This is a genomic window from Flavobacterium arsenatis, from assembly GCF_031456785.1.
In the GTDB taxonomy this organism is placed as follows: domain Bacteria; phylum Bacteroidota; class Bacteroidia; order Flavobacteriales; family Flavobacteriaceae; genus Flavobacterium; species Flavobacterium arsenatis.
The window spans coordinates 136761-161299 of record NZ_JAVDVI010000010.1 but is presented as its reverse complement, the minus strand read 5'-3'; the positions used below and the strand labels follow the sequence as shown (position 1 = coordinate 161299).

The 24539-nt window shown below is 33.6% G+C and carries 28 protein-coding genes; 10 read left to right on the top strand and 18 right to left on the bottom strand.

Going from position 1 to position 24539, the window contains the following annotated elements; genetic code table 11:
- Positions 1 to 36: 36 nt before the first annotated feature.
- From J2X31_RS12360 to J2X31_RS12295, 14 genes are all read right to left on the bottom strand, one after another.
- The gene (locus J2X31_RS12360) at positions 37 to 534 is read right to left on the bottom strand and encodes a hypothetical protein (RefSeq protein WP_310027104.1); all 498 of its coding nucleotides are present in this window, start codon (positions 532 to 534) and stop codon (positions 37 to 39) included.
- An 8-nt stretch (positions 535 to 542) separates the two neighbouring features.
- Complete coding sequence (locus tag J2X31_RS12355; protein ID WP_310027103.1) at positions 543 to 791, bottom strand: hypothetical protein; 249 nt, start codon at positions 789 to 791, stop codon at positions 543 to 545.
- A 2-nt stretch (positions 792 to 793) separates the two neighbouring features.
- Entirely contained in the window at positions 794 to 1471 is a 678-nt protein-coding gene (locus J2X31_RS12350) for a hypothetical protein (protein ID WP_310027102.1), read from the bottom strand.
- A gap of 73 nt (positions 1472 to 1544) precedes the next feature.
- Complete coding sequence (locus J2X31_RS12345; RefSeq protein ID WP_310027101.1) at positions 1545 to 2033, bottom strand: SUKH-3 domain-containing protein; 489 nt, start codon at positions 2031 to 2033, stop codon at positions 1545 to 1547.
- Positions 2034 to 2045: 12 nt separating this feature from the next.
- The gene (locus J2X31_RS12340) at positions 2046 to 2582 is read right to left on the bottom strand and encodes a YwqJ-related putative deaminase (protein WP_310027100.1); all 537 of its coding nucleotides are present in this window, start codon (positions 2580 to 2582) and stop codon (positions 2046 to 2048) included.
- 73 nt (positions 2583 to 2655) lie between these two features.
- Positions 2656 to 3177: a hypothetical protein gene (locus tag J2X31_RS12335; protein WP_310027098.1), complete on the bottom strand. Its 522-nt coding sequence runs from the start codon at positions 3175 to 3177 to the stop codon at positions 2656 to 2658.
- Positions 3174 to 4124, bottom strand: a complete 951-nt coding sequence (locus tag J2X31_RS12330; RefSeq protein ID WP_310027096.1) for a cysteine peptidase family C39 domain-containing protein — start codon at positions 4122 to 4124, stop codon at positions 3174 to 3176. The genes J2X31_RS12335 and J2X31_RS12330 overlap by 4 nt, the downstream gene beginning before the upstream one ends.
- Before the next feature lie 93 nt (positions 4125 to 4217).
- Entirely contained in the window at positions 4218 to 4712 is a 495-nt protein-coding gene (locus J2X31_RS12325) for a hypothetical protein (RefSeq protein WP_310027095.1), read from the bottom strand.
- A gap of 5 nt (positions 4713 to 4717) precedes the next feature.
- Positions 4718 to 5629: a cysteine peptidase family C39 domain-containing protein gene (locus tag J2X31_RS12320; protein ID WP_310027094.1), complete on the bottom strand. Its 912-nt coding sequence runs from the start codon at positions 5627 to 5629 to the stop codon at positions 4718 to 4720.
- Positions 5630 to 5671: 42 nt separating this feature from the next.
- On the bottom strand, positions 5672 to 6010 hold the full coding sequence (locus J2X31_RS12315) for a hypothetical protein (RefSeq protein ID WP_310027093.1): 339 nt from the start codon (positions 6008 to 6010) through the stop codon (positions 5672 to 5674).
- Positions 6011 to 6024: 14 nt separating this feature from the next.
- Positions 6025 to 7200, bottom strand: coding sequence for a hypothetical protein (locus J2X31_RS12310; protein WP_310027092.1), 1176 nt, complete (start codon positions 7198 to 7200; stop codon positions 6025 to 6027).
- Between the two features lie 29 nt (positions 7201 to 7229).
- Positions 7230 to 7466, bottom strand: coding sequence for a hypothetical protein (locus J2X31_RS12305; RefSeq protein ID WP_310027091.1), 237 nt, complete (start codon positions 7464 to 7466; stop codon positions 7230 to 7232).
- Between the two features lie 9 nt (positions 7467 to 7475).
- Positions 7476 to 10022: a phage tail family protein gene (locus J2X31_RS12300; RefSeq protein ID WP_310027090.1), complete on the bottom strand. Its 2547-nt coding sequence runs from the start codon at positions 10020 to 10022 to the stop codon at positions 7476 to 7478.
- Positions 10023 to 10192: 170 nt separating this feature from the next.
- A complete protein-coding gene (locus tag J2X31_RS12295; protein ID WP_310027089.1) occupies positions 10193 to 13804 on the bottom strand; it encodes a hypothetical protein in 3612 nt (1203 codons plus the stop codon).
- A 261-nt stretch (positions 13805 to 14065) separates the two neighbouring features.
- Here J2X31_RS12295 and J2X31_RS12290 point away from each other — a divergent pair, with 261 nt between their 5' ends.
- The 9 genes from J2X31_RS12290 (at position 14066) to J2X31_RS12250 (ending at position 20103) form a co-directional block, all read left to right on the top strand.
- Positions 14066 to 14575, top strand: a complete 510-nt coding sequence (locus J2X31_RS12290) for a M15 family metallopeptidase (protein WP_310027088.1) — start codon at positions 14066 to 14068, stop codon at positions 14573 to 14575.
- 28 nt (positions 14576 to 14603) lie between these two features.
- Positions 14604 to 15455 carry a patatin-like phospholipase family protein gene (locus J2X31_RS12285; protein ID WP_310027087.1) on the top strand — a complete coding sequence of 284 codons (852 nt, stop codon included), beginning with the start codon at positions 14604 to 14606 and terminating at the stop codon, positions 15453 to 15455.
- The gene (locus tag J2X31_RS12280; RefSeq protein WP_310027086.1) at positions 15448 to 15642 is read left to right on the top strand and encodes a hypothetical protein; all 195 of its coding nucleotides are present in this window, start codon (positions 15448 to 15450) and stop codon (positions 15640 to 15642) included. Before J2X31_RS12285 ends, J2X31_RS12280 begins: the two co-directional genes overlap by 8 nt.
- A 38-nt stretch (positions 15643 to 15680) precedes the next feature.
- Complete coding sequence (locus tag J2X31_RS12275; protein WP_310027085.1) at positions 15681 to 16418, top strand: hypothetical protein; 738 nt, start codon at positions 15681 to 15683, stop codon at positions 16416 to 16418.
- Between the two features lie 81 nt (positions 16419 to 16499).
- Entirely contained in the window at positions 16500 to 16724 is a 225-nt protein-coding gene (locus J2X31_RS12270) for a hypothetical protein (RefSeq protein ID WP_310027084.1), read from the top strand.
- Between the two features lie 67 nt (positions 16725 to 16791).
- Positions 16792 to 17457 (top strand): ABC transporter ATP-binding protein, encoded by a 666-nt coding sequence (locus tag J2X31_RS12265; protein ID WP_310027083.1) that lies wholly within the window; start codon positions 16792 to 16794, stop codon positions 17455 to 17457.
- Between the two features lie 4 nt (positions 17458 to 17461).
- Entirely contained in the window at positions 17462 to 17911 is a 450-nt protein-coding gene (locus J2X31_RS12260; RefSeq protein WP_310027082.1) for a hypothetical protein, read from the top strand.
- Entirely contained in the window at positions 17912 to 18676 is a 765-nt protein-coding gene (locus J2X31_RS12255; protein ID WP_310027080.1) for a TIGR02757 family protein, read from the top strand.
- Positions 18677 to 18753: 77 nt separating this feature from the next.
- Positions 18754 to 20103, top strand: coding sequence for a DEAD/DEAH box helicase (locus J2X31_RS12250; protein WP_310027079.1), 1350 nt, complete (start codon positions 18754 to 18756; stop codon positions 20101 to 20103).
- Positions 20104 to 20152: 49 nt separating this feature from the next.
- Here J2X31_RS12250 and J2X31_RS12245 read toward each other — a convergent pair whose 3' ends face one another.
- From J2X31_RS12245 to J2X31_RS12230, 4 genes are all read right to left on the bottom strand, one after another.
- Positions 20153 to 20512: an ankyrin repeat domain-containing protein gene (locus tag J2X31_RS12245; protein WP_310027078.1), complete on the bottom strand. Its 360-nt coding sequence runs from the start codon at positions 20510 to 20512 to the stop codon at positions 20153 to 20155.
- Positions 20513 to 20563: 51 nt separating this feature from the next.
- Entirely contained in the window at positions 20564 to 20929 is a 366-nt protein-coding gene (locus tag J2X31_RS12240) for a hypothetical protein (protein WP_310027076.1), read from the bottom strand.
- Positions 20930 to 21121: 192 nt separating this feature from the next.
- Positions 21122 to 22090, bottom strand: coding sequence for a phosphoribosylaminoimidazolesuccinocarboxamide synthase (locus tag J2X31_RS12235; protein WP_310027074.1), 969 nt, complete (start codon positions 22088 to 22090; stop codon positions 21122 to 21124).
- A 470-nt stretch (positions 22091 to 22560) separates the two neighbouring features.
- Positions 22561 to 23511, bottom strand: a complete 951-nt coding sequence (locus J2X31_RS12230; protein ID WP_310027073.1) for a PhoH family protein — start codon at positions 23509 to 23511, stop codon at positions 22561 to 22563.
- Positions 23512 to 23663: 152 nt separating this feature from the next.
- On the opposite strand from J2X31_RS12230, the gene J2X31_RS12225 reads away from it, so the two are divergent.
- A complete protein-coding gene (locus J2X31_RS12225) occupies positions 23664 to 24515 on the top strand; it encodes an SAM hydrolase/SAM-dependent halogenase family protein (RefSeq protein WP_310027072.1) in 852 nt (283 codons plus the stop codon).
- Positions 24516 to 24539 lie beyond the last annotated feature (24 nt).

Genomic DNA, 24539 nt, shown 5'->3' with positions numbered 1-24539 from the left:
AAAAAAAAGCTACTTTTTTAGAGTAGCTTTTGGATTTTACTTCAAAGTTTTATATGTAGTATAATCTTTAAATGTTTTTAATTCATAATATTCATTTTTGTCTGCATTTACTATTCTTATATTGGCTAATGGCACATTTTGACAATGGATAAAACTAATAAATTGACCTGCATTAAAATCCCCTTTTACAATAATATCAAAACCATTTTCTACTTCTAATGAACTATACCATTCCCATTCTTTAATTTCTTGATAATTATTGATAGTAGAGTCTAGGTAATCTAATAATTCATCATACTTAAAATTATCATCATCTAATTGTTTAATTTTATCTACAATTCCAGCGGGTAACAATTTCTCCCACCTAGTGTCTTCATCGTTTAAATTGATATTTTTTAAAATAGTTATAACTGAACTTTTAAAATTTTCTAAAACTTCTTTAGCATTATAAATACCTCTTACATGAATAATCTCATATCCTATAGAAGGTTTTTCCCCTTTGATGTTATATTTTATATTATTTATTTCGATCATGATATTTGTCAAAAATCTTCATCCGATAGCTTTTCAAAATTATTAAAAAAATCTTGCTGGTATTCAGCTAAACTATTAAAAGAAGTTTCGCTAATTATTAGAATTTCTTTAGCCTCAATTAGAGTCAATTCTGGAAAAACTTCTCTTAATTTAACCATTGAATCTATTGAGTTATTTTCTTTTTTTAATTCATTTAAAATATCAAAAACATTTTTATTTCCTTTTTTAATTTTTAAATATTTTTCTTTTGCGTCCATAATTATTTCACATTAAATTTTTTAACAAATATTTCCATTTTTTCACCATTCTTACCACCTAAACTTTTTGGTACATCTATTATTTTCTTTTCAAATCCCATTTTAGTTACCATTTTTAATACATCTGGATTAATAATTGATGATCCTCCTAATTCAAGTGTACTTATTTTAAAGGAACTAGCTATCATACTTGATTTCTCTCTATACTCTAAAAATGATTTTAAAGCTTTACCAGTTTTATCATTTATATAAAAAATGTAACTTTGGACTTCATAAGGTGTTTTAGTTAAAAAACCAGAAACATAGCCTCCTGTTTTAGATAAAAATTCAAAAGTAACAGTTTCTCCTTTTAAAAATAATGACATAGCTTTTTCCTGTACACCAATTTTTTTTAGGAAATCGAATTGTATTAAATCATCAATATATTTCTTTGCCTCTTTATCACTCATTTTTTTGAGTTTCTCAGCCAGTTCATCTATCTCTTTTTTAGTGCCTCTAAAAATTTCCTTACCATCTTTTATCAAAGCATAAACATCATCCCCTACTTTTACTGGAATTCCAGAGTATAAAACCCCTTGCGGTACTTTTTTTATGCTTATACCAAACTTAGTAAAAAACTCATACAACTGTTTTGGTAAGGCTCCAAAAAACACTCTCAAAAATTCTAAAATCTCATCCAAAAAAGGTTTGATGTTCTTCGCCCTTTTTCTAATTTTAGAAAAAAAGAAAAGCTACTTAAAAGTAGCTCCCAATCTAATCATCCCATCGTTTATTTTTTGTCCATTTTCCAGTATCTTCATCTAATTGATAAAATCCTTTACTCCAATCGTATGTAACTAAAATTTCTATTCCTTCTTTAAATGTATCTGAAATTCTATATACGTAATCACCTAGCATATACACTTTTCCTTCTTCATCACAAGCAATCATAGGAGTATCTGTATTATGAAAAGCAAAAGGGTATAGCATTTTTCCTACCATATTAATATCATCATCATAATCTTCCAAATCTTCATATCCAGCATATTCAACTCCTAATTTTATTTTACTAATTACTTTAGACTCAAAAGACTTAATTACATCAATGGTTAAATCTCCATATTCATATAAAAACTCTTTTAAGAAATCAGGAAAATCATCAAATCTTAAAATGTTTGCATTTTCATATTTTTGTTTGACATTTCTGTCTTTCGTCCAACCTGCTAATTCAAATTGTTTTTGTACTTTTTCTGTAAATTTCATAATATTTATAATTTAATGTACTTCTTTTATGTTAAAATATTTTAATAATGGATTACAAGAATCACATGCTTCTTTATATTTACCGTGCTCAATAGGTTTTATTTTTTTACTTTCTATATTAACAGCCTTGCTTACTACTCCTTCAAATTCATCTCTTGCCTGTTTTATAGTCATTTTTCCTTTTGGGTCTATATCCCAAAGCCATTTGGATATAACCGATGGTTCTGCACATTTGCCGTGATGTGGAATTTGTTTTATTATTTCATCAGCTTCATTTAACCATTTTGTTACTAAAGGATGTAATCCTTTTGGGATTTCATCAGCATTTAATTTAGCTTTATTTGAATATGCAAAAAATCTTTTACCTTTACCCTCTAAAACAGAAACTACAGTAGGTCTATTTAATTTTGAATATCCCAAAATAGCGTTATCAGCATATTTCTTTAATAAAATTTCGGCCTCATCACTTAATCTGAAAACTCCTCTAATAACATCATCAACTTTTCCAGATTTTAATAGCTTCCTCAACCACTCCAAAATCTCATCCAAAAAAGGTTTGATGTTCTTCGCCCCATTTCTAATCTTAGCAAAAAAAGCTACTTTTTTAGGGTAGCTTTTGTTTTTACTTCTTTTTCAACTTTAAAGTCTTAGTATCAAATGTTTTATAAGTTAATACATCTGTTATATATCTTGTAGGATATAATTTGTCATTTTCTTCTAAAAAAATACTTGTAAAGGGAATGCCTTGATGATGAAGTAACGGTAAAGCTATTGTATCTAAATTACCAATAACGATAACCTCAAAACCCTCATCATTTTCTAACATTGTAGAACTAAACCATTCCCATTTTCTTTGCTCTCTAAAATGTCTAATCATATTTGGTATATGAGAAATCAAATCGTCTTTATGATAATCTTCTTCTTCTAATTGATTGGTAAATTCTACTAATTGTTTAGGTAATAGTTTTTCCCATTTAGAATTTTCTTCATGCAAACTTATATTTTCTAATATTGCTAATATTGTTTGTTTAAAAATTTCTAATTCATGTTTTGGATTGGGCATATCCTGAACAATTATAATTCCGTATTTACCTTTAGGCAACTCACCGTCTATATTTTTCTTAATTCTTTCTATTTCTGTCATAATTTTAAAGTTACAAATTTGTCATTAAACACACTTATAAAATCATCAATACTTACGCTATAAGATGATCCAATATTTAATGGTAGTGGGTCTCTCACAAAAACTCTACCGTTTTCTATTTTATTTACTACGATTGCATGTGCTCCAAAGTCTTTTGTTTTAACACTTACTACGGCTTTTTTATTGCCTGTTTTTAGAGCATTTTCCAAAGTAGTAAAAGTTACATTTATATCCTTTTTTGAACCTCTGGCAATAGTTTGAACGCCTTCAATATAAGCATTTTCTAATGCTTTCGGTATATCTAAAATGTTTGCTCCATTTTTGTCAGTTTTTAATACTGCTTCTAAAGTATCTTCATATTTAACAATTCCTAAATCATCTAAAACCATCCTTAAAGAATTAGCCACACAAGTGTTTCCTTTTGTTTGTCCTGATATGAGTCCTAATCCTTCTTCATTTCTAAAAATAATATTTGCATTTTCAAAAAAAGATTTGTTAATATCGCCAATTGGAGCTGTTCTAGCAGTCCTTTTAGCTCTTTTTGAAACATTTTTTATTCCTGCCTCTTTTAAAGTTTTCCTCAACCACTCTAAAATCTCATCCAAAAAAGGCTTAATGTTCTTCGCCCCGTTTCTAATCTTAGCAAAAATAGCAATAATTTCGTCTAGCAAGTTTTTGATGACTTTTTTGCTTTTATCGACTGCTATTTTGCCCAATTTCAATAATTCGTCAAACTGCTTGCCAAGTAGTTTTACCACATCGCCAACGGTTTTGGCACCACCTGTAAATACAATACTGATAATAATGTCAACCAGCATCCCAATGATAAAGCCGGTATAATAACCAAGGGCATCAACAGGAACGCTAAGGTCTGCATTCCAAACAAAAAGTGCAAAAACAAAAGGCAACACAAAAAGTATTTGTTGCAACTCAATAAAAAATACCAAAAAGGCTTTGAGATTTTCTTTTGAAAATAAATTGAGCTTTTAGGGTACTGTTTTTATAAAAAAAAGCTACTTTTTTAGAGTAGCTTTTGGATTTTACTTCAAAGTTTTATATGTAGTATAATCTTTAAATGTTTTTAATTCATAATATTCATTTTTATCTGCATTTACAATTTTTATATTGGCTAATGGCACATTTTGACAATGAATAAAATTAACAAACCTTGCTGAAAAATCTCCTTTTACAATAATATCGAAACCATTTTCTACTTCTAATGAACTATACCATTCCCAATCCTTTAAATCTTGAAAGTGGTAAATACTTGAATCTATATCATAAAGCAATTCATCATATTTTTTATTGTCATCATCTAATTGTTTAATTTTATTTACTATCCCTTCTGGCAATAATTTCTCCCATTTTGAATCTTCATCGCTTAAAGATTTGTTTCTTAAAATTACCATGACTGCATTTTTAAAATTTTCTAAAACTTCTTTAGCATTAGAAATACCTCTTACATGAATAATTTCATATCCTTTTGTGGGCTTTTCCCCTTTGATGTTGTATTTTATATTATTTATTTCGATCATATCATTTATTTTTTAATAATTACTGCTTTCTCATTGAATATTTTTTTAAATTCTTTCACTTCCATGATATAAGATGCTCCATGATTTTTTGGTAATGGGTCTCTCAAGAATACTTTTCCATTTTCTATTTTTTCTAAAACCATAGCATGACTACCAAAATCTTTTTTGAAAACACTTACAATAGCTTTATCTCCTTCATTTAATTTTTCTATTAAACTTTGAAGTTTTATTTTTCCTTCTGCAACAGCTTCTACTTGATCTTCTAATCTTTTAAAGTACAATGCTTCGGGTATATCTAATATTGATGCTCCATCAACATCTGTTTTTAAAGCCCTTGCCAATTCATCTTCCAATTTTATAATTCCTTTATCTTCTAAAATCATTCTCAAGGAAGTTGCAGCACAAGTATGGTCGGTTGTTTGTCCTATAACTTTTACTTCAGTCAGCCATTTTTCGATTTTAATTCCTGCATTTTCCGCAAAAGTTTTATTTATATCTCCTGCTCCTTTTTGTAACTTTTTTATAAAATCGAAAAAATCATCAGCTTTATTAGATTTTAATAGCTTCCTCAGCAATTCCAAAATCTCATCCAAAAACGGCTTAATGTTCTTCGCCCCGTTTCTAATCTTAGCAAAAATAGCAATAATTTCATCTATGGATCTAAGAATGGCTTCTCCTGTTTTGGCAACAGCTTTTTGAATGAGTTTGAAAACTGTTTTTAATTGTTCTTGAAGTAGTCGCATAACATCAGCAACGGTTTTGGCACCACCTGTAAATACAACACTGATAATAATGTCAACCAGCATCCCAATGATATAGCCGGTGTAATAACCAAGGGCATCAACATGAATACTTTGGCCAGTATTCCAAACAAAGACTGCAAAAACAAAAGGCAAGGCAAAGAGTGTTTTTTGCAAGGCTATAAAAAAAGCTACTGTTTATAGTAGCTTTAGTGTTTTTTATTTACCTAAAAAGGCTTTAAAATCATATAGAATTTCTATCAATTCTTTTAACGGCATTTGCATACTTGGCAAACTACTATCTTCGTTTGCAGTAAAATAGGCAGTCTTTTGGTCGCAAGTAAAGATACCACCAAAGCCATCTGCTATAGACCAACCCTCACTATAATCTAAAAAATCTTCAAAAGTTTTTTCTCCTTTTTCTACCGATTCTAAAGTTACTATGGTTTCTGGGAGGTCGTATTTGGTGTCAGACACAAAATAACCCAAAAGAACATCTTTATCATCTATACCAACTGCCCAACCTACTTGTTTATCAAATTTTAATCTATTATTCATTATTATCATTTTAATTATTCAAAATTTAAATATGCGTTATCAATTATTCCTTCTCTTGTAGAATAGAACTCTACTTTATAACCTTCTTTCGATATGCCAATATATTTACTTCGGTCATTTTTGGTTATATTCTCACTTGCTTCAATTGTAACTCTTCTAATCTTATCCAAACTCCAACTTTTAGGCCAAAGTGTAGAGGTTTTGTCTTTTTTAGACCATTTGTTTAGTTCTTTTACAAAAAATTCAAGCTCTACTAGTTCTACTTTTTCACCTGTATGAATAATTTTTACCTCTTTAACTTTTTTAATTCTCAATATTTTTTCATCAATATTCTTATAAGTATGTACCCCGGACACTTCTTTTTTTACTTGCCAAGGTGGTAAAATTTCATCTGCATTTTTTCCTCCTTTTCCTGTGACGTATTTATAAACTTCTTTGACTTCGCCTGTTTGAGCATTTTTTATGGTTATTTTTATTTCTCCTCTCAATATATGGTCATCAAATAAAGATGCAAAGTTTTTAAATTTAAATGCGTTTTTCAGCTTTACTAACTCATCAATAAAATCCTTTGCTTCTTTATCACTCATTTTTTTGAGTTTATCAGCCAGGTCGTCTATTTCTTTTTTAGTGCCTCTAAAAATTTCCTTACCATCTTTTATCAAAGCATAAACATCATCCCCTACTTTTACTGGAATTCCAGAGTATAAAACCCCTTGAGGCACTTTTTTTATGCTTATACCAAACTTAGTAAAAAACTCATACAACTGTTTTGGTAAGGCTCCAAAAAACACTCTCAACCACTCTAAAATCTCTTCCAAAAACGGCTTAATGTTCTTCGCCCCGTTTCTAATCTTAGCAAAAATAGCAATAATTTCGTCTATGGATCTAAGAACGGCTTCTCCTGTTTTGGTAACAGCTTTTTGAATGAGTTTGAAAACTGTTTTTAATTGTTCTTGAAGTAGTCGCATAACATCTGCAACGGTTTTGGCACCACCTGTAAATACAACACTGATAATAATGTCAACCAGCATCCCAATGATAAAGCCGGTATAATAACCAAGTGCATCAACAGGAACGCTAAGGTCTGCATTCCAAACAAAGAGTGCAAAAACAAAAGGCAAGGCAAAAAGTGTTTTTTGCAACTCCATAAAAAACAACAAAAAGGCCTTGAGGTTTTCTTTAAAATACAAAAGCTACTTTTCAGGGTAGCTTTTCTTTTTTAATGTACTTTTACAATTGTATATTTAATACCTATTTCATCAAAATATTTTGAAGATTTCTCAATACATTCTTCATTAGCTTTTATACTTATTTGATCTTCATTTTCATATTTATCCATATAAAATGGAATTTCACTAGCTTTAAAATCCGCACCATAATGTAATAGAGTTGATAATACTTTAAGCATCATTAAATCTTTATTTTGGTTTCTTTTAATTGTTATTTCGCTTTTCATAATTACATTTTATTTTTTTATCCAAAAAAGTTCAATTTTGTCGTTCTCTTTAATAATTATATTTGTAGGGGTAAATTTGTTGTTTAAAGCCTTGTTTAAAGCTTTACCCGCTGGTGTTGCTAATGCGGCTTCAATCCTATTGTCTTTTTCTATACTATAAATTTTCATAAACTCCTTGTAGTTTGTTCCTAATGAGCCAGATCCATAATGAGCTTCAATTTTACTGAATCCGTATTTGTCTAATAATTTATACATTGCTGTTGAAACATCATGTTGTTGCAATGTAACTTCAAAAACATTGAATAAAACCCCATCTTTAGAAATTGTAGACATACCTTGCCAATATAATTCACCTTTATTGCTTTTTAAATAATGATTAATTTCTAGAACTCCATCTTTAGATTTTCTAATAAAATGTGAATATATGTATCCCAATTTTCTAAACTTAAAATTTTGAGAATTTATAAAATCATCTAACTTTTTTTGCTCAAGCAAATCGTCTAAATACTTTTTCCCAGCTTCTTCACTAAGTTCATCAAGCTTTTTAGCTAAATCATCTATTTCCTTTCTCGTTCCCCTAAAAATTTCCTTACCATCTTTTATCAAAGCATAAACATCATCCCCTACTTTTACTGGAATTCCAGAGTATAAAACCCCTTGCGGTACTTTTTTTATGCTTATACCAAACTTAGTAAAAAACTCATACAACTGTTTTGGTAAGGCTCCAAAAAACACTCTCAACCACTCCAAAATCTCATCCAAAAACGGCTTTATGTTCTTCGCCCCGTTTCTAATCTTAGCAAAAATAGCAATAATTTCGTCTATGGATCTAAGAATGGCTTCTCCTGTTTTGGCAACAGCTTTTTGAATGAGTTTGAAAACTGTTTTTAATTGTTCTTGAAGTAGTCGCATAACATCTGCAACGGTTTTTGCTCCACCTGTAAATACAATACTGATAATAATGTCAACCAGCATCCCAATGATAAAGCCGGTATAATAACCAAGGGCATCAACATGAATACTTTGGCCAGTATTCCAAACAAAGAGTGCAAAAACAAAAGGCAACACAAAAAGTATTTTTTGCAACTCCATAAAAAACACCACAAAGGCCTTGAGGTTTTCTTTTGAAAATAAATTAGTGACGGTGTCCACCATGTTTTCCAGTGCTTCCAAGAACATCACCACATAGCTCCCGAGGTTAGAAACTACTTCACGAAAGCCGTTTCTAGCTCCTGAAAATGCCTTGCACAAAAGGGCAAGGATATCAAAAATTCCTTTGAAAATGTCTATAATTCCATTAATTAACCCTACCACAAAAGCGTTTAAAGCAATGAGGGCATCTTTGGTTATCGAGATGATCAAATCTTCTGGGTTCAACAAAAACTCCTTCACGGGGTATAATGCTCTGAGAAGGTTTGATAGAGCGGTACTTAAAAAACTGTCAAAATCTTTTAAATCTGCATGGGTGCTTCTTGCGATATTGACATGCTGATAAAAACTTTTTTCAAGACTGTTTACTTCCTTTAAGGCATGCGAAAACATCATGTTGTGTGCCTTTTTCTGGGCTTTTTCGTCGGAGGCTTCAAAAACTGCTGGATTAAAAAACAGCAGGTTTTCATCCTTGTTTTTCGTGCCATCGGGATTGTAGTAACGCCATCGGTTTTCATCAAATTTTAGACTTCCGATGCCATTTGCAATAGCAGTTAAACCAATTTCAACTTTATCCAAAGCAATATTTATAGGGATAGAAACGATTTTATCAACAGCCGATAATCGGTTTTTCATGAAGTGCATTAGTCCCACATTACTTCTAACTTGGGCTACAATGGCTTGCGTCAAGGTTTTGGCATCAATGTCGATTCCTAGCTTAAAAGCCTGTATGACTTTTGCGGTTTGACTTGCCGGAAATTTACTGTTTTCGGTAATGTTTTTACCTAATTTTATTCGAAGTGTCGAACCAAAGAGGTTACTCCCAAAATCGTTTTCTAAAAACAAAACCACTTCATTGGCATAGCATTCTATACTTTGATAAGCTCGCTCCAGTTTCACGCCATCATCAGATATAAAAGCCACTACACTAATGGATTTTTCATGCAAGATGTCGTTTAAAAGAAATAAGGGTTTGTTTTTTTTCGTATGGGTTGCAGGGGAAACTACAACATCATCTAATTCAAAATTTACATCATCATTAGTGGTGTACATTTTTCCTTCGATGGTATATATTGTTTTTTCACTATAGTTCCATTCATCATCTGAAGTAGTTTCATTTCTGGTAGTTACTAAAAAAGCTTCAACAGGAACGATGCCACTTTCTTGAATATACAATAGTGTACTCGATAGAAAATAATCGCCATCATTTAGATACTTAAAAACATCTTTTTCTTCGGTTACAAATTCAATTTGCCTATAAATAATTAAATCAATACTATCTGGATTTGAAGAATCGTTGCTTTCATCCTCTATCACTATCCCTTCATTAAAAATATAGATATTGGAGGTTGTATTTTTATAGGAATAATTTCCAAAATTTTGGATTCCATAATCAATTGCTTTCATTTTTTTTGTTTTTAAAAAAAACACCCTCAACTGCTTTATAATTAAATCTTAATTCACAATTTTAATTTAAAAAAAAGCAGTCAAGAATGCTTCTAGTGGCTGTTACTTAATTTCGTCTAACATTGAAGTTAACGGTTAGGGTCCTATAATTCCTGTCAAACGTGCTGTTTTTATGACCTTTGTTCAATTCCTACTTGTGCTTCATTTTGCACAAACATTTTCGATTGTGGCACTTCATCAGGGAATTCAAAATCCTTCAAGCCTTCTGTGTCAAACGGCAAGGCACTTTCAACTGTCAAACCAATACTTTCGGCCTGTAAAATGGTCATTGAAGTTGGCACACGCGTTGGCCACGCCATACCCACTTTTTCACCTTCGGTTTTACGCATTTCATCAACAATAGATTGGTATAATTTATCGCCAATTACAGGCACTTCGCCTCCCATCCAAATCTGGCCCGTTTGCATATAATAGCGAACCGCTTCTTCAAATCCTGGACGAACCGTTACAATAACCCTCGCCATTCCACTTTGCATAAAGGCCTTGAAAAGAGGATCATGGGTTTGATCATACTGATACATCGAAACCCAGTTGCTGCGATTGCCCCAATAAAACGGATAAAAATAATAACTCATAATATCCCACTCAAAGGCTTGCTCGATGAATTTAACCAATGCCGCATAGCTGTCTAAATCAGCCGTGTTATTGATCATGGCATTGCCAAAATGAAGCGTACTTTCGGAGTTGTTTTTCTTATAAAAATCCTTACCAAAGGTGAGTTTTGAATTCGGATTACTAGAAATCAAATAGGAAATACAGTTTTTTCGCAAAATGATATTTTCAATCTCTCTATAAAAACCTGGATTAGAGCCCAAAATCTGAACACCATTAGCGGTTTCAACGGCTAATGCTTCGTTGTATTTTTCTAGAGCTTTTTCATAGCCTTTTATAATGGCATTGAAGGTTTCTTGTTGCCATTGGGCTAGGGCTTCGACTGAAAGCTTACATTCAACTGTTACATTTACAACACCGGTATGATAGTTGTAATATTGTATTGAAAATGGCACTTCACCCCTTATGTTGCTCATTTCTTGAACATTCGAAAAAGTTCCTTCAGTTGTATGAACACCTCTTAATCTTGTAAGTAAAGAAATAGATGTATCGCCTACAAGCACACTAATCACATGGGCTTGATTAGCATCTGTATCCTCATGACCAGCTATAACTACAAAAGATCTTTTTGCAACATACTTTTCATCTATTTTAATGCTATCTGATTTCGAAACACTTTCATGAGGTCCATCTTGTTTTTCAATTGATATTGATTTACCAAAATATGCCAATTCATCTGGCTTTTTAGTAAACTCCACATTATAAACCCCAGTCCAATGCTTCAGGCGAGTGTCATCAAGATCAGAAAAACTTGTAAGCTTGTGAAGCCTTGAAGTTCTAGGGTCTTGAGGAAAAGGTAGGGCTTTAGCCTTATTTTCATCAACCAGAGTGCTCATCCCTAAATTGTGCAAGCGTGCTGGCTCAGGTATGGCAAACTCATACATCATGCGTTTTCCATAATTCACAATTTGGTTTTTATACACTTTATCAACCCATCTATAAACCCCAACAACATGCTGGTCACCTTTTCGATTGTCAAAACCATGGGTGTTGTTTTCTTCAAACTCCTCCACGATTTTTTCAATTCGTTCTTCTTTTACCTTGCTTACAATTCGGTCCAGAGCCCGCTCGGTTATTTCCTTGGCTTGGGTAACGGCCATTCGGGTGCTTTCCTCTTTCGTGTTGTTGGAAGCATAGTTAGCCATGGCACTGATTTCAAAGTTTGCCGCTTTATTGCCATAAGTGGCATTAACACCACCATTAAAATCCTTGCTACTGGCAATAACTTTAGCCACTTCGCTTTGCATTTCAAATCGGTCAACAGTAGAAGTGTCCGTCAATTGTTCACGCTCGGTTTCGCTGGTTAAGGTTTGTGTCTCTTCCTTTCGTCTGAGTCTTCTGGTAGATTTTTCCTTAAACTCACGGGCCATAATGTTTTCAATATGGGCCACTTCGCCTTCAACATATCCTTGGATGCTTTGCTCTACTTTGTTGTATTCGGCTACACCAATGTTTTTGACACCAAAACCCGAAGGAATAAAATGCTTTTCTGGTGCAACAGTCGAATTCCTAATGGCAGGAAAAGTAGTCAATAATTCTAGCGGCAGAACCACTTTGCCATTATATACTTTGTTTAAGTCAAAATTCGTAATTTTTAACGTACCTGTTTTTCCATTCAGAAATTGAAACGTAAGTGATAACTCTTTTAAGTTTTCGTCTATTCCCCCCATAGACAAATCCAACATTACATCATATCCAGAATAATGCTCCACTTGAGATGATTTTTTTACAATAAAAGTATTATTGGTTTTCGTCATCTTATACTCAACCAAAGTGACTTTCCAATCTTCATCTGGTAGTCCTAGCATAAGCTGGATGCTTTTTTCACCAGGCTTAAAAAAAGTTGACGTTCTTCGAGTTTTTATTTCACATTCAAAAGGAAGTAAAGGGCTTTGAGTATTCAACATTTGCAAGGTTGTTCCTCCAATAATTAAGGATGTACTGCCTAAATCGACTGTTTTTTTACTCAAAAAATTAGAATTTGCAGTAATAAATTTCTTTATGACCTCTTTTGTTGTTGCAAATGTTCTATTAGTATCTTTTACCTTTCTAAATCCAGCGGCAATTTTAGAAACATTAATTTCATCCAATGCATCATCATCATCGTCTGTCGAGTGAAGAATTTCATGATATACGTTGTAGCTTTGTTCACTCAACACATCAATTAAAAATGAATCATCCATTTGTGATGCAGCAGTAAACACAAATTTGGGAAACTTAGGCGGTTTAACATCAGGAATTTGATGAGAAGGGTCTGCAGGATTAAAAACAATAGCCGGATTTCTTGTTGCAATCCAAGTTTTTTTTGTGTTATCTAATTCAGTTTCATATCGCAACATTTCAGCAACATAGGCTGGAGTGGCTTGGTGAGCCTCAAAAGCAGTAGCTTGTGCTAGCTGAAATTCTTTTTGATATTGTTCTTCGGCTAATTCTAATTCTTCTTGAAGCGTGTTCAATAGCTTAATGTTTTGTTGAGCCAATGCTTGCCCATCATGTGATTGAAACAATAGATTAGGACTTAAAAATTCTTTAATTCCTGATGCTTCTGGTGTTTCATCAATTGAGTTTTCAACAAATAGATATTCCGGCAAAACCACTTTTGCCAATGCCCGTTCTTTATAAGTTCCAATTCCTGTGTTTTTAATAACATGAAGGGCTAACAGATATTGCATCAGCAACTCTTTTACATAATAATCATTTTGAGTAACCACTTGATAAATCAAATTGTCCCATAATAATTTCATGTCAAAATTAGTTACGGCTGTAACTTTCAATTTTGAATCAGTAGCTTTCGTTTGAATTTCGACCTCAGTCGCCTTGAAACGATTTTTAGACAACCATTCTGAAAATACATACAAGTCAGCCGAAAAAGCCTTAATATCTCCCACTTTTTTAGCAGTTGCTCCAAAATTTGTTGCAGCAGTTTTTAATGCATTCAATTTTGATCCTTTTGAACCAGCAGCAATTACTAAATCTTCGCCTAATAGTTTCGCATTCTGATCTGGTTTAACATAAACCACAAACCCTGGATGTTTTTCCAAATCACTAATCAATTCTGGTGCTCTAAAATTCACAAATCTAAAGAGCGTGTTCTTAATTTCATTGTTCATATATAAAAATTTAAAAATTTAACTAACCATTAAGCATATTTAAAACTTTAACTATTCAAAATACTCATAAATACAGATATACAAACATATATAAATATTTGAACTAAAAAACCTAAGTAAAATAAATATAAAGTTATTTTTCACTATTTTAGCTTTATAAAAACATATAACTTCTTTTATTTAATAAAATTGTGTGATAAAATAAAATATTTATAAAGTAAATTCGTTCTAAAAAAATACAAATCGATATATTAACTATTTATGGACATCCCAACACAAAACCGAATTGCAAAACTCCACCCTTTAGTGAGAGAAGAAGTTGCCAAAATCATTCACGAATGTGACATTGCATTAACAGGAAGAGCCAAAATTAGAATCACACAAGGTCTCAGAACGTTTAAAGAACAACAAGACCTTTATGCACTTGGCAGAACAAAAGTAAATCCCGACGGAAAATCACTAAAAAAACCAATGGGCAACAAAGTCACCAATGCAAAAGCAGGACAATCCATTCACAACTATGGATTTGCAGTAGATATGGTACTCATCATTGACGGCAAAAATGTTTCTTGGAACACCACAAAAGACTGGGATAACGACCAAGTGGCCGACTGGTATGAATGTGTAAAAATTTTCGCAAAACACGGATGGGAATGGGGCGGAAACTGGAAAACCTTTAAAGATTTGCCTCACTTTGACAAAAAAGGATACAACTCCTGGCAAAAACTTTCTAAACTTAAGCTAGACAAAAACGGATATGTGATGTTGTAATACCAAAAAACAAAAAACCCAAAAAAAAATGAACTCAAAAATCAGAATACTATCCCTTGATGGTGGCGGAATCCGTGGTATCATCTCCTGCGTGATCCTAAAATACATCGAAGAGCAACTCCAAATACACGATAACCCTAACGCCAAAATTGGCGACTATTTTGACCTCATTGCAGGAACCAGCACCGGCGGACTAATAACCGCCCTACTCCTCTTTCCAGACGGAAACAAAAACGCAAAATTCTCGGTCGAAGAAGCACTAAACCTCTATGCGAAAAAAGGCGAAGACATCTTCAATGTGCCCTTTTTTAACCACCTCCTCAATCCCTTCGGGCTTCTAAAAGAAAAAATATCCGACCTCAATCTCGAAAAACAACTCCAGGAAGTCTTTGGCGAACTTGAACTAAAAAACCTCATAAAACCCTGCATCATCACCTCCTATGACATCACAGCTCGAAAAGCACTGCTTTTCACCAGCCATAATGCACAACAACCCATCAAAAACTTTTATGTAAAAGACGTTTGCAGAGCCACAGCCGCAGCACCCACCTATTTTGAACCCGCACAAATTCAATCGCTCTACAAACAAAACTTCACACTAATAGACGGTGGCGTATATGCCAATAATTCCGCCCTGTGTGCCTATGCCGAAGCACGAAAAATTCAATTCTCAAAAGTGCTCAGTCAACCCCAAAAATCCGATTATCCAACTGCAAACGATATGATAGTTATTTCCGTAGGAACAGGAACCGTCCTAAAACCCTACCATTTTAAGGACTTTGATAATGCCGGAAAACTAAAATGGATAGCACCCACTAATCGATATTCTGCTTTCTGCAAACGCCGAAACAGTCGACTATCAATTACAAAAAATGTATGAAACGCTAGGCCCAAGAAACAAACAAAACTATCATAGGCTATCACCAAACCTGGTTCATGCCTCAACCGAAATGGACGACACTTCTCCAAGAAACATCAAAAATCTAATTCAGGACGGACTAAAATACGTCAGCGAAAACAAAAAAGAACTCGATCTAATTGTCAAGAAGATTATAAAAAATAAGTAACAGAAATAAATAATAACCAACAAAAAAAAATTAAAAAAATGGAAACTAAAAAAACATCTACAAGCGAAAAAGGACATGCAAAAAACATTGCAAACGGATTATTGCTCATTACCCATATTGAGGATATGTCAGAAACATACAACCCTTCAAACCCAAACCTCCAACTTGTTAAACTGCAAGAACTTCATACAGAAGCAAGTAAAGAACAATCAAAAGTCAATACATCATTGAGCCCCTATTCTCTAGCAGTAGATCAAAGAGAAGAAATCTTCGCTCCCCTAAGTAAAAAATTAACAAAGCTCAAAAAAGCTTACAAGTCAACACTAGACGTTTCAACAGCACAAGTAGAAGACTTTATGACAATTTCTCGAAAAATAAAAGGCACGAGCAAACCTGCCAAAATCAATGAAAACGACACCTCAGAAGAAAAAAAACAACACTCCACCTCACAATTGAGCTATGATCAACGAACAAACAACTATGAAATACTCATTTCATTACTAGAAAACACCCCAAACTATAAACCAAACGAAACAGAATATCAAGTAGATACCCTAAAAAATGAAAGAGAAGAAATGCTGAAACTAACAAAAAACGTAGGCAAAACTTTCGTTCCGCTAAACAATGCTCGAAGCAGTCGCAACAACATAATGTACATCACAAAAGATAATTATGTAGAAACCTTCACTAAAGCAAAAGATTATTTAGCAACAATTCTAGACACCAAGTCAAGCCAATACAAAGCAATAGCAAAAATAAATTTTAAAAAACCATAACCAATTTTGAAAAAGAATACCTACCCCCATAAAGTATTAAAGCATTTCAAACAATAAAACCACAGGAAAAACCAATAACCTGTGGTTTATTTTTTAATTTTAGGAGGAAATAACAACAAGCCTTCCGCAAAATCAAACAAGACATCCGCCAAAACAAACAAGCCTTCCGACAAATCAAACAAACTTTCCGCAAAAACAAACAAGCCTTCCGACAAAATAAACAAGGCTTCCGACAAATCAAACAAAGCTTCCGACAAATCAAACAAGGCTTCCGCCAAAACAAACAAGCCTCCTGTACAATCCTAATCCACAATCCTAATTCCTAATTCCTAAATACAAAAATTCTTCGTTTCTTTGCTTAAAACTGCAAAAAATGATTCAAGCAAAAAACATCCATAAATATTACGACAAGCTTCACGTCCTAAAAGGTGTTGATTTACACATCAAGAAAGGCGAAATCGTTTCCATCGTTGGTGCTTCGGGAGCTGGAAAAACAACCTTATTGCAAATATTGGGAACGTTAGATCATCCTTCTTCAGAAAAAGGAACCGAATTGATCATAAACGGAGAAGATATTTTGAAGATGAACGACAAGGCATTATCAAAATTCAGGAATACCAATCTTGGTTTTATCTTTCAATTCCACCAACTTTTGCCAGAATTCACAGCTTTGGAAAATGTTTGCATTCCCGCTTTCATCGCAGGAAAAACAAAAGCCGAAACTGAAACCGAAGCCAAAAGATTGTTGGAATATTTAGGTTTATCGCACAGAATCAACCACAAACCCGGAGAGCTTTCGGGTGGAGAACAACAAAGGGTTGCCGTTGCAAGATCGTTAATCAACAAACCCGCCATCATCTTTGCCGATGAGCCTTCGGGAAATCTAGACACCGTTTCGGCTGAAAATTTACACCAATTGTTTTTTAAATTACGTGAGGAATTTGGTCAGACGTTTGTTATTGTTACCCACAACGAGGAATTTGCAAACATGGCCGACAGGAAATTAGTAATGGTGGATGGAAATATTAAAGTATCATAACACAATGAAACATACAATTTTAATTTTTCTTATATTCTTTACCCTCACAAGTTTTAATAATGGTTCGGGAACTGCTTTCTTAACGTGCAAATCAGATTCAGGAAGAACCGAATTTAATGCCGAATTACAAGACATTATTGGTGTTTTAGAAAAAACCGAATTAAGAATCGATGATACAAAGATGAACTATTCATCCTATGAATCGCATATCATATTTGATCCAAAAAATGGAATCCTAACGATGTACATCAATGATGAAACGACAAACAAATATCCGGATCATAAATATTTAAAATTTTGGGCAATTCCCTCTTCATTCAAAATTATAAAAAACGAAAGTGGACATCAGGTATATGAATTCAAAGCCATCATTGAAGGAACCGAACCTCGAAAAAACAAGGAATCTCATATACCAAAGATTGTATTAAATTGTAAACTTGAATACGAGATTTAAATGGACTTCAATGAACTAAAATTTTTCCTCGACGAAAAAGTCGAATTATACAACAATCCGAATTTTATTGAAAGCGACCCAATACAGATTCCGCATCTTTTTACTTTAAAAGAAGATATAGAAATTGCTGGATTTTTGAGTGCCACAATCGCCTGGGGAAACCGAAAAATGATCATCAAAAATTCGCATCGGATGATCCAACTAATGGGGAATTCGCCTTATGATTTTGTGATGTCACATCAGGATTATCAGCTTGAGGAATTGCAACATTTTGTTCATAGAACATTTAATGGTCAGGATTTTATCAGTTTTATAAAAGGTCTTCAACACATTTATAAAAATCATGATGGTCTTGAAAATGTATTTCATAAGCATCAGGATGAAAATTCAATGCAAAAAAGCATACACGAATTTAAAAAGATTTTCTTTGAAATCGATCATCAAGATAGGACTCAAAAACACATCTCGGATCCACTAAATAATTCAGCAGCGAAACGCATCAACATGTTTCTCCGTTGGATGATCCGTCAGGACAATAAAGGTGTTGATTTAGGGATATGGAAAAACATCTCGCCTTCCCTCCTTTCTTGTCCGCTCGACGTTCATTCTGGAAATGTAGCCCGGAAACTCGGATTGCTTATGCGAAAGCAAAATGACGGAAAAGCTTTATTGGAATTAGACACAAAACTTCGGGAACTAGATAAAAATGACCCTGTCAAATATGATTTTGCATTATTTGGATTAGGTGTTTTTGAGAATTTTTAAATGTATTAAAAACCATTACAATCACATAATCCACTCTTTCCTTTCAAAAAACGTATATTTGCAAAAATTTAAGGCAAATGACTACTTTTGAGCAATTCAATCTTCCTAAATCCGTACAAAAAGCAATTGATGAATTAGGGTTTACTACTCCAACTCCAATTCAGGAAAAATCTTTTGCTGTAATTATGTCCGGTCGCGATATGATGGGGATTGCCCAAACTGGTACGGGGAAAACTTTTGCCTATCTTTTACCATTACTAAAACTGTATAAATTTACCAATACTAACACCCCTAAAATCGTGGTTTTGGTGCCAACTCGGGAACTTGTGGTTCAAGTGGTGGAAGAAGTCGAAAAACTGACCAAATATATGTCGGTTAAAACCTTGGGGATTTATGGAGGCGTCAACATCAACACACAGAAAAAAGCCGTTTATGAAGGAATTGACATTTTAGTCGGAACTCCTGGACGTGTGATGGATTTGGCTTTGGATGCCGTAATTCGATTTGACGATACACAAAAATTGGTCATTGATGAATTTGATGAGATGCTGAATCTTGGTTTCAGAACACAATTGACCGCTATCTTGGCCATGATGAAAGGAAAACGTCAAAATATCTTGTTTTCAGCTACAATGACCGATGAAGTGGATGCTGTTTTGAACGATTATTTCGATTTTCCAGAAGAAGTTACACTTGCAGAATCAGGAACTCCGTTGGAAAACATCAAACAAATAACATATAATGTTCCAAATTTCAACACCAAGATAAACCTGTTGAAACATCTTCTAAAAACAGATGAAACAATGGACCGCGTTTTGGTTTTTGTGAACAATAAAAAGATTTCAGATATGCTTCACGAAAGAATTGAAGCTGATTTTGAAGGCGAGTTTGGTGTAATCCATTCCAACAAATCCCAGAATTATCGTTTGAGCACAATGGCCTCTTTCCAAGAAGGAAATCTTCGTGGAATTATTACTACTGATATTATGGCAAGAGGTTTGGATATTTCAAACATCTCCCACGTTATCAATTTTGAAATGCCTGAACTTCCTGAATTGTATATGCACAGGATTGGTAGAACTGGTCGTGCTGATGCTACAGGAACTGCGATAAGCTTCTTTACTCCTCGCGAAGAAGAATTTAAAATTGAGGTTGAATTGCTAATGAATACCGAATTGAATGTTGAAACTTTTCCAGAAGAAGTAGAAATTTCAACAGTGCTAATTGGACCAGAAAAAGACAAACAACCAATCAAGTTTTTAATGAAAAAGGTGAAACTTGATGGCGATGGTGCTTTTCACGAAAAAGCTAAAAAGAATAAGAAAGTAAATCTTGGAGGCCCATCCAAAACCAAAAAGAAAACCTCGGGTTCCGTAAACCGAAATATGTTGAAGACTAGGGATAAAAAAAGAAAAGATAAAAAGTAAATTTTTGGTTTACCTTTTATCTTTTCAAACTAACTCAAATTAAATTTTCTTATTTCTTGTATGCTTTTAAAAATTCAACTGCTTCTTTTGCATTTGAAAGTTCCGCATGCTTTAAAGCTGTATTGCCTTTTTCGTCTTTTGTATTAAAATTTGCTCCTTTAGAAAGCAAAAGCTTAATCATTTCTACGTTGTTATAACGAGAAGCGATCATTAATGGCGTCATTCCGTTATAAGACTGATTTACATCACCCCCGTATTCGATGATTTTTTTTGCAGTTTCAGAATCTCCTTTACTGATTGCTACACAAAGCGGATTGCTTGATTTGTAAAAAGTTGGATTGAAATCCCCTGCAAATGCATTTGCAGAAAGGGCAAGTGCCAAACTTAAATAAACGATTGATTTTTTCATGATGATTGATTTTAATGATTATTGATTATTTGATTAAATTACTTTTTGAAATTACAGAGCATCCGTTCCTTCGATTATTTTCAGGTTCTCTGTAATAGTTTCCTCAACTGTTTGCTGACGTTTTAAACTTTCAATTTCTGAAAATTCAGTTTCGAATGGATTACTTTCGATAACTTTCAAATCTTCGGCAATAACTTCGTCGATGGTTTTTTGATGTTTAAAATTCTCAACTTCAGGACTTAACTGTTCAGATTCTACAGATTTTACCTTTTTAAATTTTGATAAAATTACTTCAGAATTTTTTTGTAAGGTTTCAATTGAAGTTAAATTTTTATTAGCTTTTGATTCTGAAGTTGAAGCTAATGTTACGTTAGAAAAAGCGACTAACGCCAGTACTAATGTTGTGATTGATTTCATGATGATTGATTTAAATGATTGATTGATGATTATATAAAAGTAGACGCCAAGCTTTTCTATTTGTTACACCATCAGTTTATTAAAAAATAGATTTTAACATTTATCAAACTCTTATAAAAACAAAAAACCGCCAATTGACGGCGGTTTCGAGCGTATTTTCGTTCAAAAAAATTTTTTAATTTTAACAAAAAATCAAGATTGAGCGTTTTTATATTCTTGTAAAAACTGATTTACATTCTTTTCAATCCTCTCATTGATGTTTGAAATATCGGCTTTGTTGAATTTTTCTCCTAAGATATTTTCAAATAATTCAATATAACGTTCAGAAACCGAAGCGATATATTCCTCATTCATGTCTGGAATTTGTTGACCGTCTTTTCCTTGGAAACCATTTGCAATCAACCATTGACGCACAAATTCCTTTGAAAGCTGCTTTTGTTCCTCTCCTCTATCTTGTCGTTCTTGATAACCTTCTTTGTAGAAATAACGCGAAGAATCTGGTGTGTGGATTTCATCAATCAAGACGATTTTTCCGTCTTTGGTTTTTCCGAATTCATATTTTGTATCTACTAAAATCAAACCTCTATCGGCTGCAATTTCGGTTCCTTTGTTATATAAAACGTGTGTATAATTTTCAAGAACTAGGTAATCTTCCTCCGAAACGATTCCTTTTGCCAAAATATCCTCACGCGAAATATCTTCGTCGTGTTCACCATTTGCTGCTTTTGTGGTTGGAGTTATGATGGGTTCTGGAAATTTATCATTTTCTTTTAAACCTTCTGGCATTGTAACGCCACAAATTGTTCTTTTTCCGGCCTTGTATTCTCTTGCGGCATGACCCGAAAGATACCCTCTGATGACCATTTCTACCTTGAAAGGTTCGCATAAATGTCCAACTGCAACGTTTGGATCTGGATTCGCAATCAGCCAGTTTGGAACCAAATGTTCGGTCATTTGCATGAAACGAGTGGCAATTTGGTTAAGGATTTGACCTTTGTAGGGAATTCCTTTTGGCATCACGACATCAAATGCAGAAAGCCTATCGGTAGCTACCATTACAAGAAGCTCATCGTTGATGTTATAGACTTCGCGAACTTTTCCTCTGTAAACTGATTTTTGATTGGGAAAATTGAAGTCGGTTGTAGTTATTGTATTACTCATTGGGTGTGTTGTTGTTGTGTTGTTATTTTGAAGTACAAATTTAAAACTATTTCAGAGAGTTTTGCAAAGTTTGTTTTAAAGATTACTATATCGTTTTTTTTGCCACAGATGCACAGATTTTTAAAGGCTTTTTACTTTTTCTTAAAAAATAATTTTAGAATTTTAATTGCTATTAGTAGAAAAGTCGAAACTAACAGAATTGCTAAACCGATTGCCCAAAGTGGATAAATGGTGGCATGCCAACCTGGAATGATGGAGGTAAAAAAGTCAAAATTGTTGAGTAATACGAGAAGTATTATACCTAAAATAAAAAGAATTACGACTAGTTTTTTCATAAATTACATTCACCTATTAACCCCGATTGTAGTGGAAATAAAATTCCCCCAGGGTTTGGGGGAATTTTATTGTAACGGAAAGCGGGAACATGGATTATTCTCTGCCCAAGCGATTCGTTCCTAAATAATTATATCTTAATCGTGGTTTTCGATTTGTTTATAAGCATCAATCACCTTTTTCACTAATCTATGGCGAACAATATCCTTGTCATCCAGGTATATAATTCCGATACCTTCCACATCTTTCAACACCAAAATCGCTTCTTTGAGCCCGGAAATGGTTCTTCTAGGTAAATCAACTTGTCCTGGATCGCCCGTTATCATGAACTTGGCGTTTTTTCCCATACGGGTTAGGAACATTTTCATTTGAGAATGCGTCGTGTTTTGGGCTTCATCGAGAATTACAAAAGCATTATCGAGAGTTCTTCCTCTCATAAACGCCAATGGTGCAATTTGGATAATTCCTTTTAGGATATAATCTTCGAGTTTTTCGTTTGGAAGCATGTCGCGCAAGGCATCATAAAGCGGTTGCATATACGGATCGAGTTTTTCCTTCATATCTCCTGGAAGAAATCCGAGGTTTTCACCAGCTTCAACGGCAGGACGAGTTAGGATAATTCGCTTGACTTGCTTTTCTTTCAAGGCTTTCACGGCCATTGCGACACCTGTGTAGGTTTTTCCTGTTCCAGCTGGACCAACAGCAAAAACCATATCGTTCTTGTTCATCGTGTCGACAAGCAGTTGCTGATTGGGTGTCATCGCCTTGATGATTTTTCCTCCAACACCGTGAACGAGAATCTTGTCGTGATCGCCCATTCGTTCTACTTGTTGGCTTCCTCCTTCTATGACTCTTTCGATGACATTATCATCAATATTATTATAACGTGTAAAGTGAAGCATCAATCGCTGGAAACGGTTTTCAAATTCGTCCAGCACTTCTTTTTCTCCAAATGCCTTGATTGTTGTCCCTCTGGCAACGATTTTCAATTTTGGATAATATTTTTTAATGGTTTCAAGATGAGTGTCTTGAGCACCCCAAAAATCTTTCGGGGCGATGTCTATGAGCTCGATTGTTCTTTCGTTCAAATGCAGATTTTTTAGGGTTACTATTTTTATGTTATTCCGAAACTACAAATAAAAAATTCTATTTAATTAAAAGCCGAAAATGCTTTAGCTTTGCGTTTCTCAAATTTAATAAAAAATAGGCTAAAGTTCCGCCAATAGTTATAAACAAAATTATGTCAATAATTACCCTCACTACCGATTATGGATTGAAAGACCACTTTGTGGGTGCTTTGAAGGGAAAGATACTGTCGGAATTTGCAGAGGCAACAATTATTGATATTTCGCATGACATTGATCCATTTAATACAGCCGAAGCCAGTTATGTTATTGGAGCAGGCTATTTTAGCTTCCCAAAAGGAACTGTACATTTGATTGGTGTAGATTTAGAACGGAACAAGGAAAATCAGCACATTGCGATTGAATGGAACGATCATTTTTTTATTTGTGCAGATAATGGAATTTTGAGCATGCTGACACAAAAAATCCTGCCTCAAAAGATGGTAACGATCAATATTCACGATCGCTTTCCGACGGATGCAACCGATTTGGATGTGTTTGTAAAAGTAGCCTGTCATTTGGCAAAAGGCGGTTTATTGAACGTTATTGGAAAGGAAATTAAAAACATAAAAGAGATTACCGAATTACAGCCTGTGGTTGCCACCGACGGAAATTCAATCAAAGGATATGTGATTTACATCGATCATTTTGGAAACGTTGTGACCAATATTTCCAAGAAAATTTTTGTTGAAACCGCAAAAGGCCGACCTTATGAAATTATTTTAAATAAAAATGTTCGCTATCAGAATAAGACCAACATCAAGAACATCTGGCCAAAATATTCGGATATCGCTGTTTCCGAAAAATATCCTGTAAAATATTACGAAGGCGATAAGATGGCCATCTTTAACGAAGCGGGCTATCTTGAAATTGCGATTTTTAGAAGCAATCCAAATTCTGTAGGAAGTGCTTCGAGCTTGTTAGGATTGTATTATAGGGATGAAGTTACGGTTGTTTTTGGGAAGTAAGTTCGGAGTTGTGAGTTGTGAGTT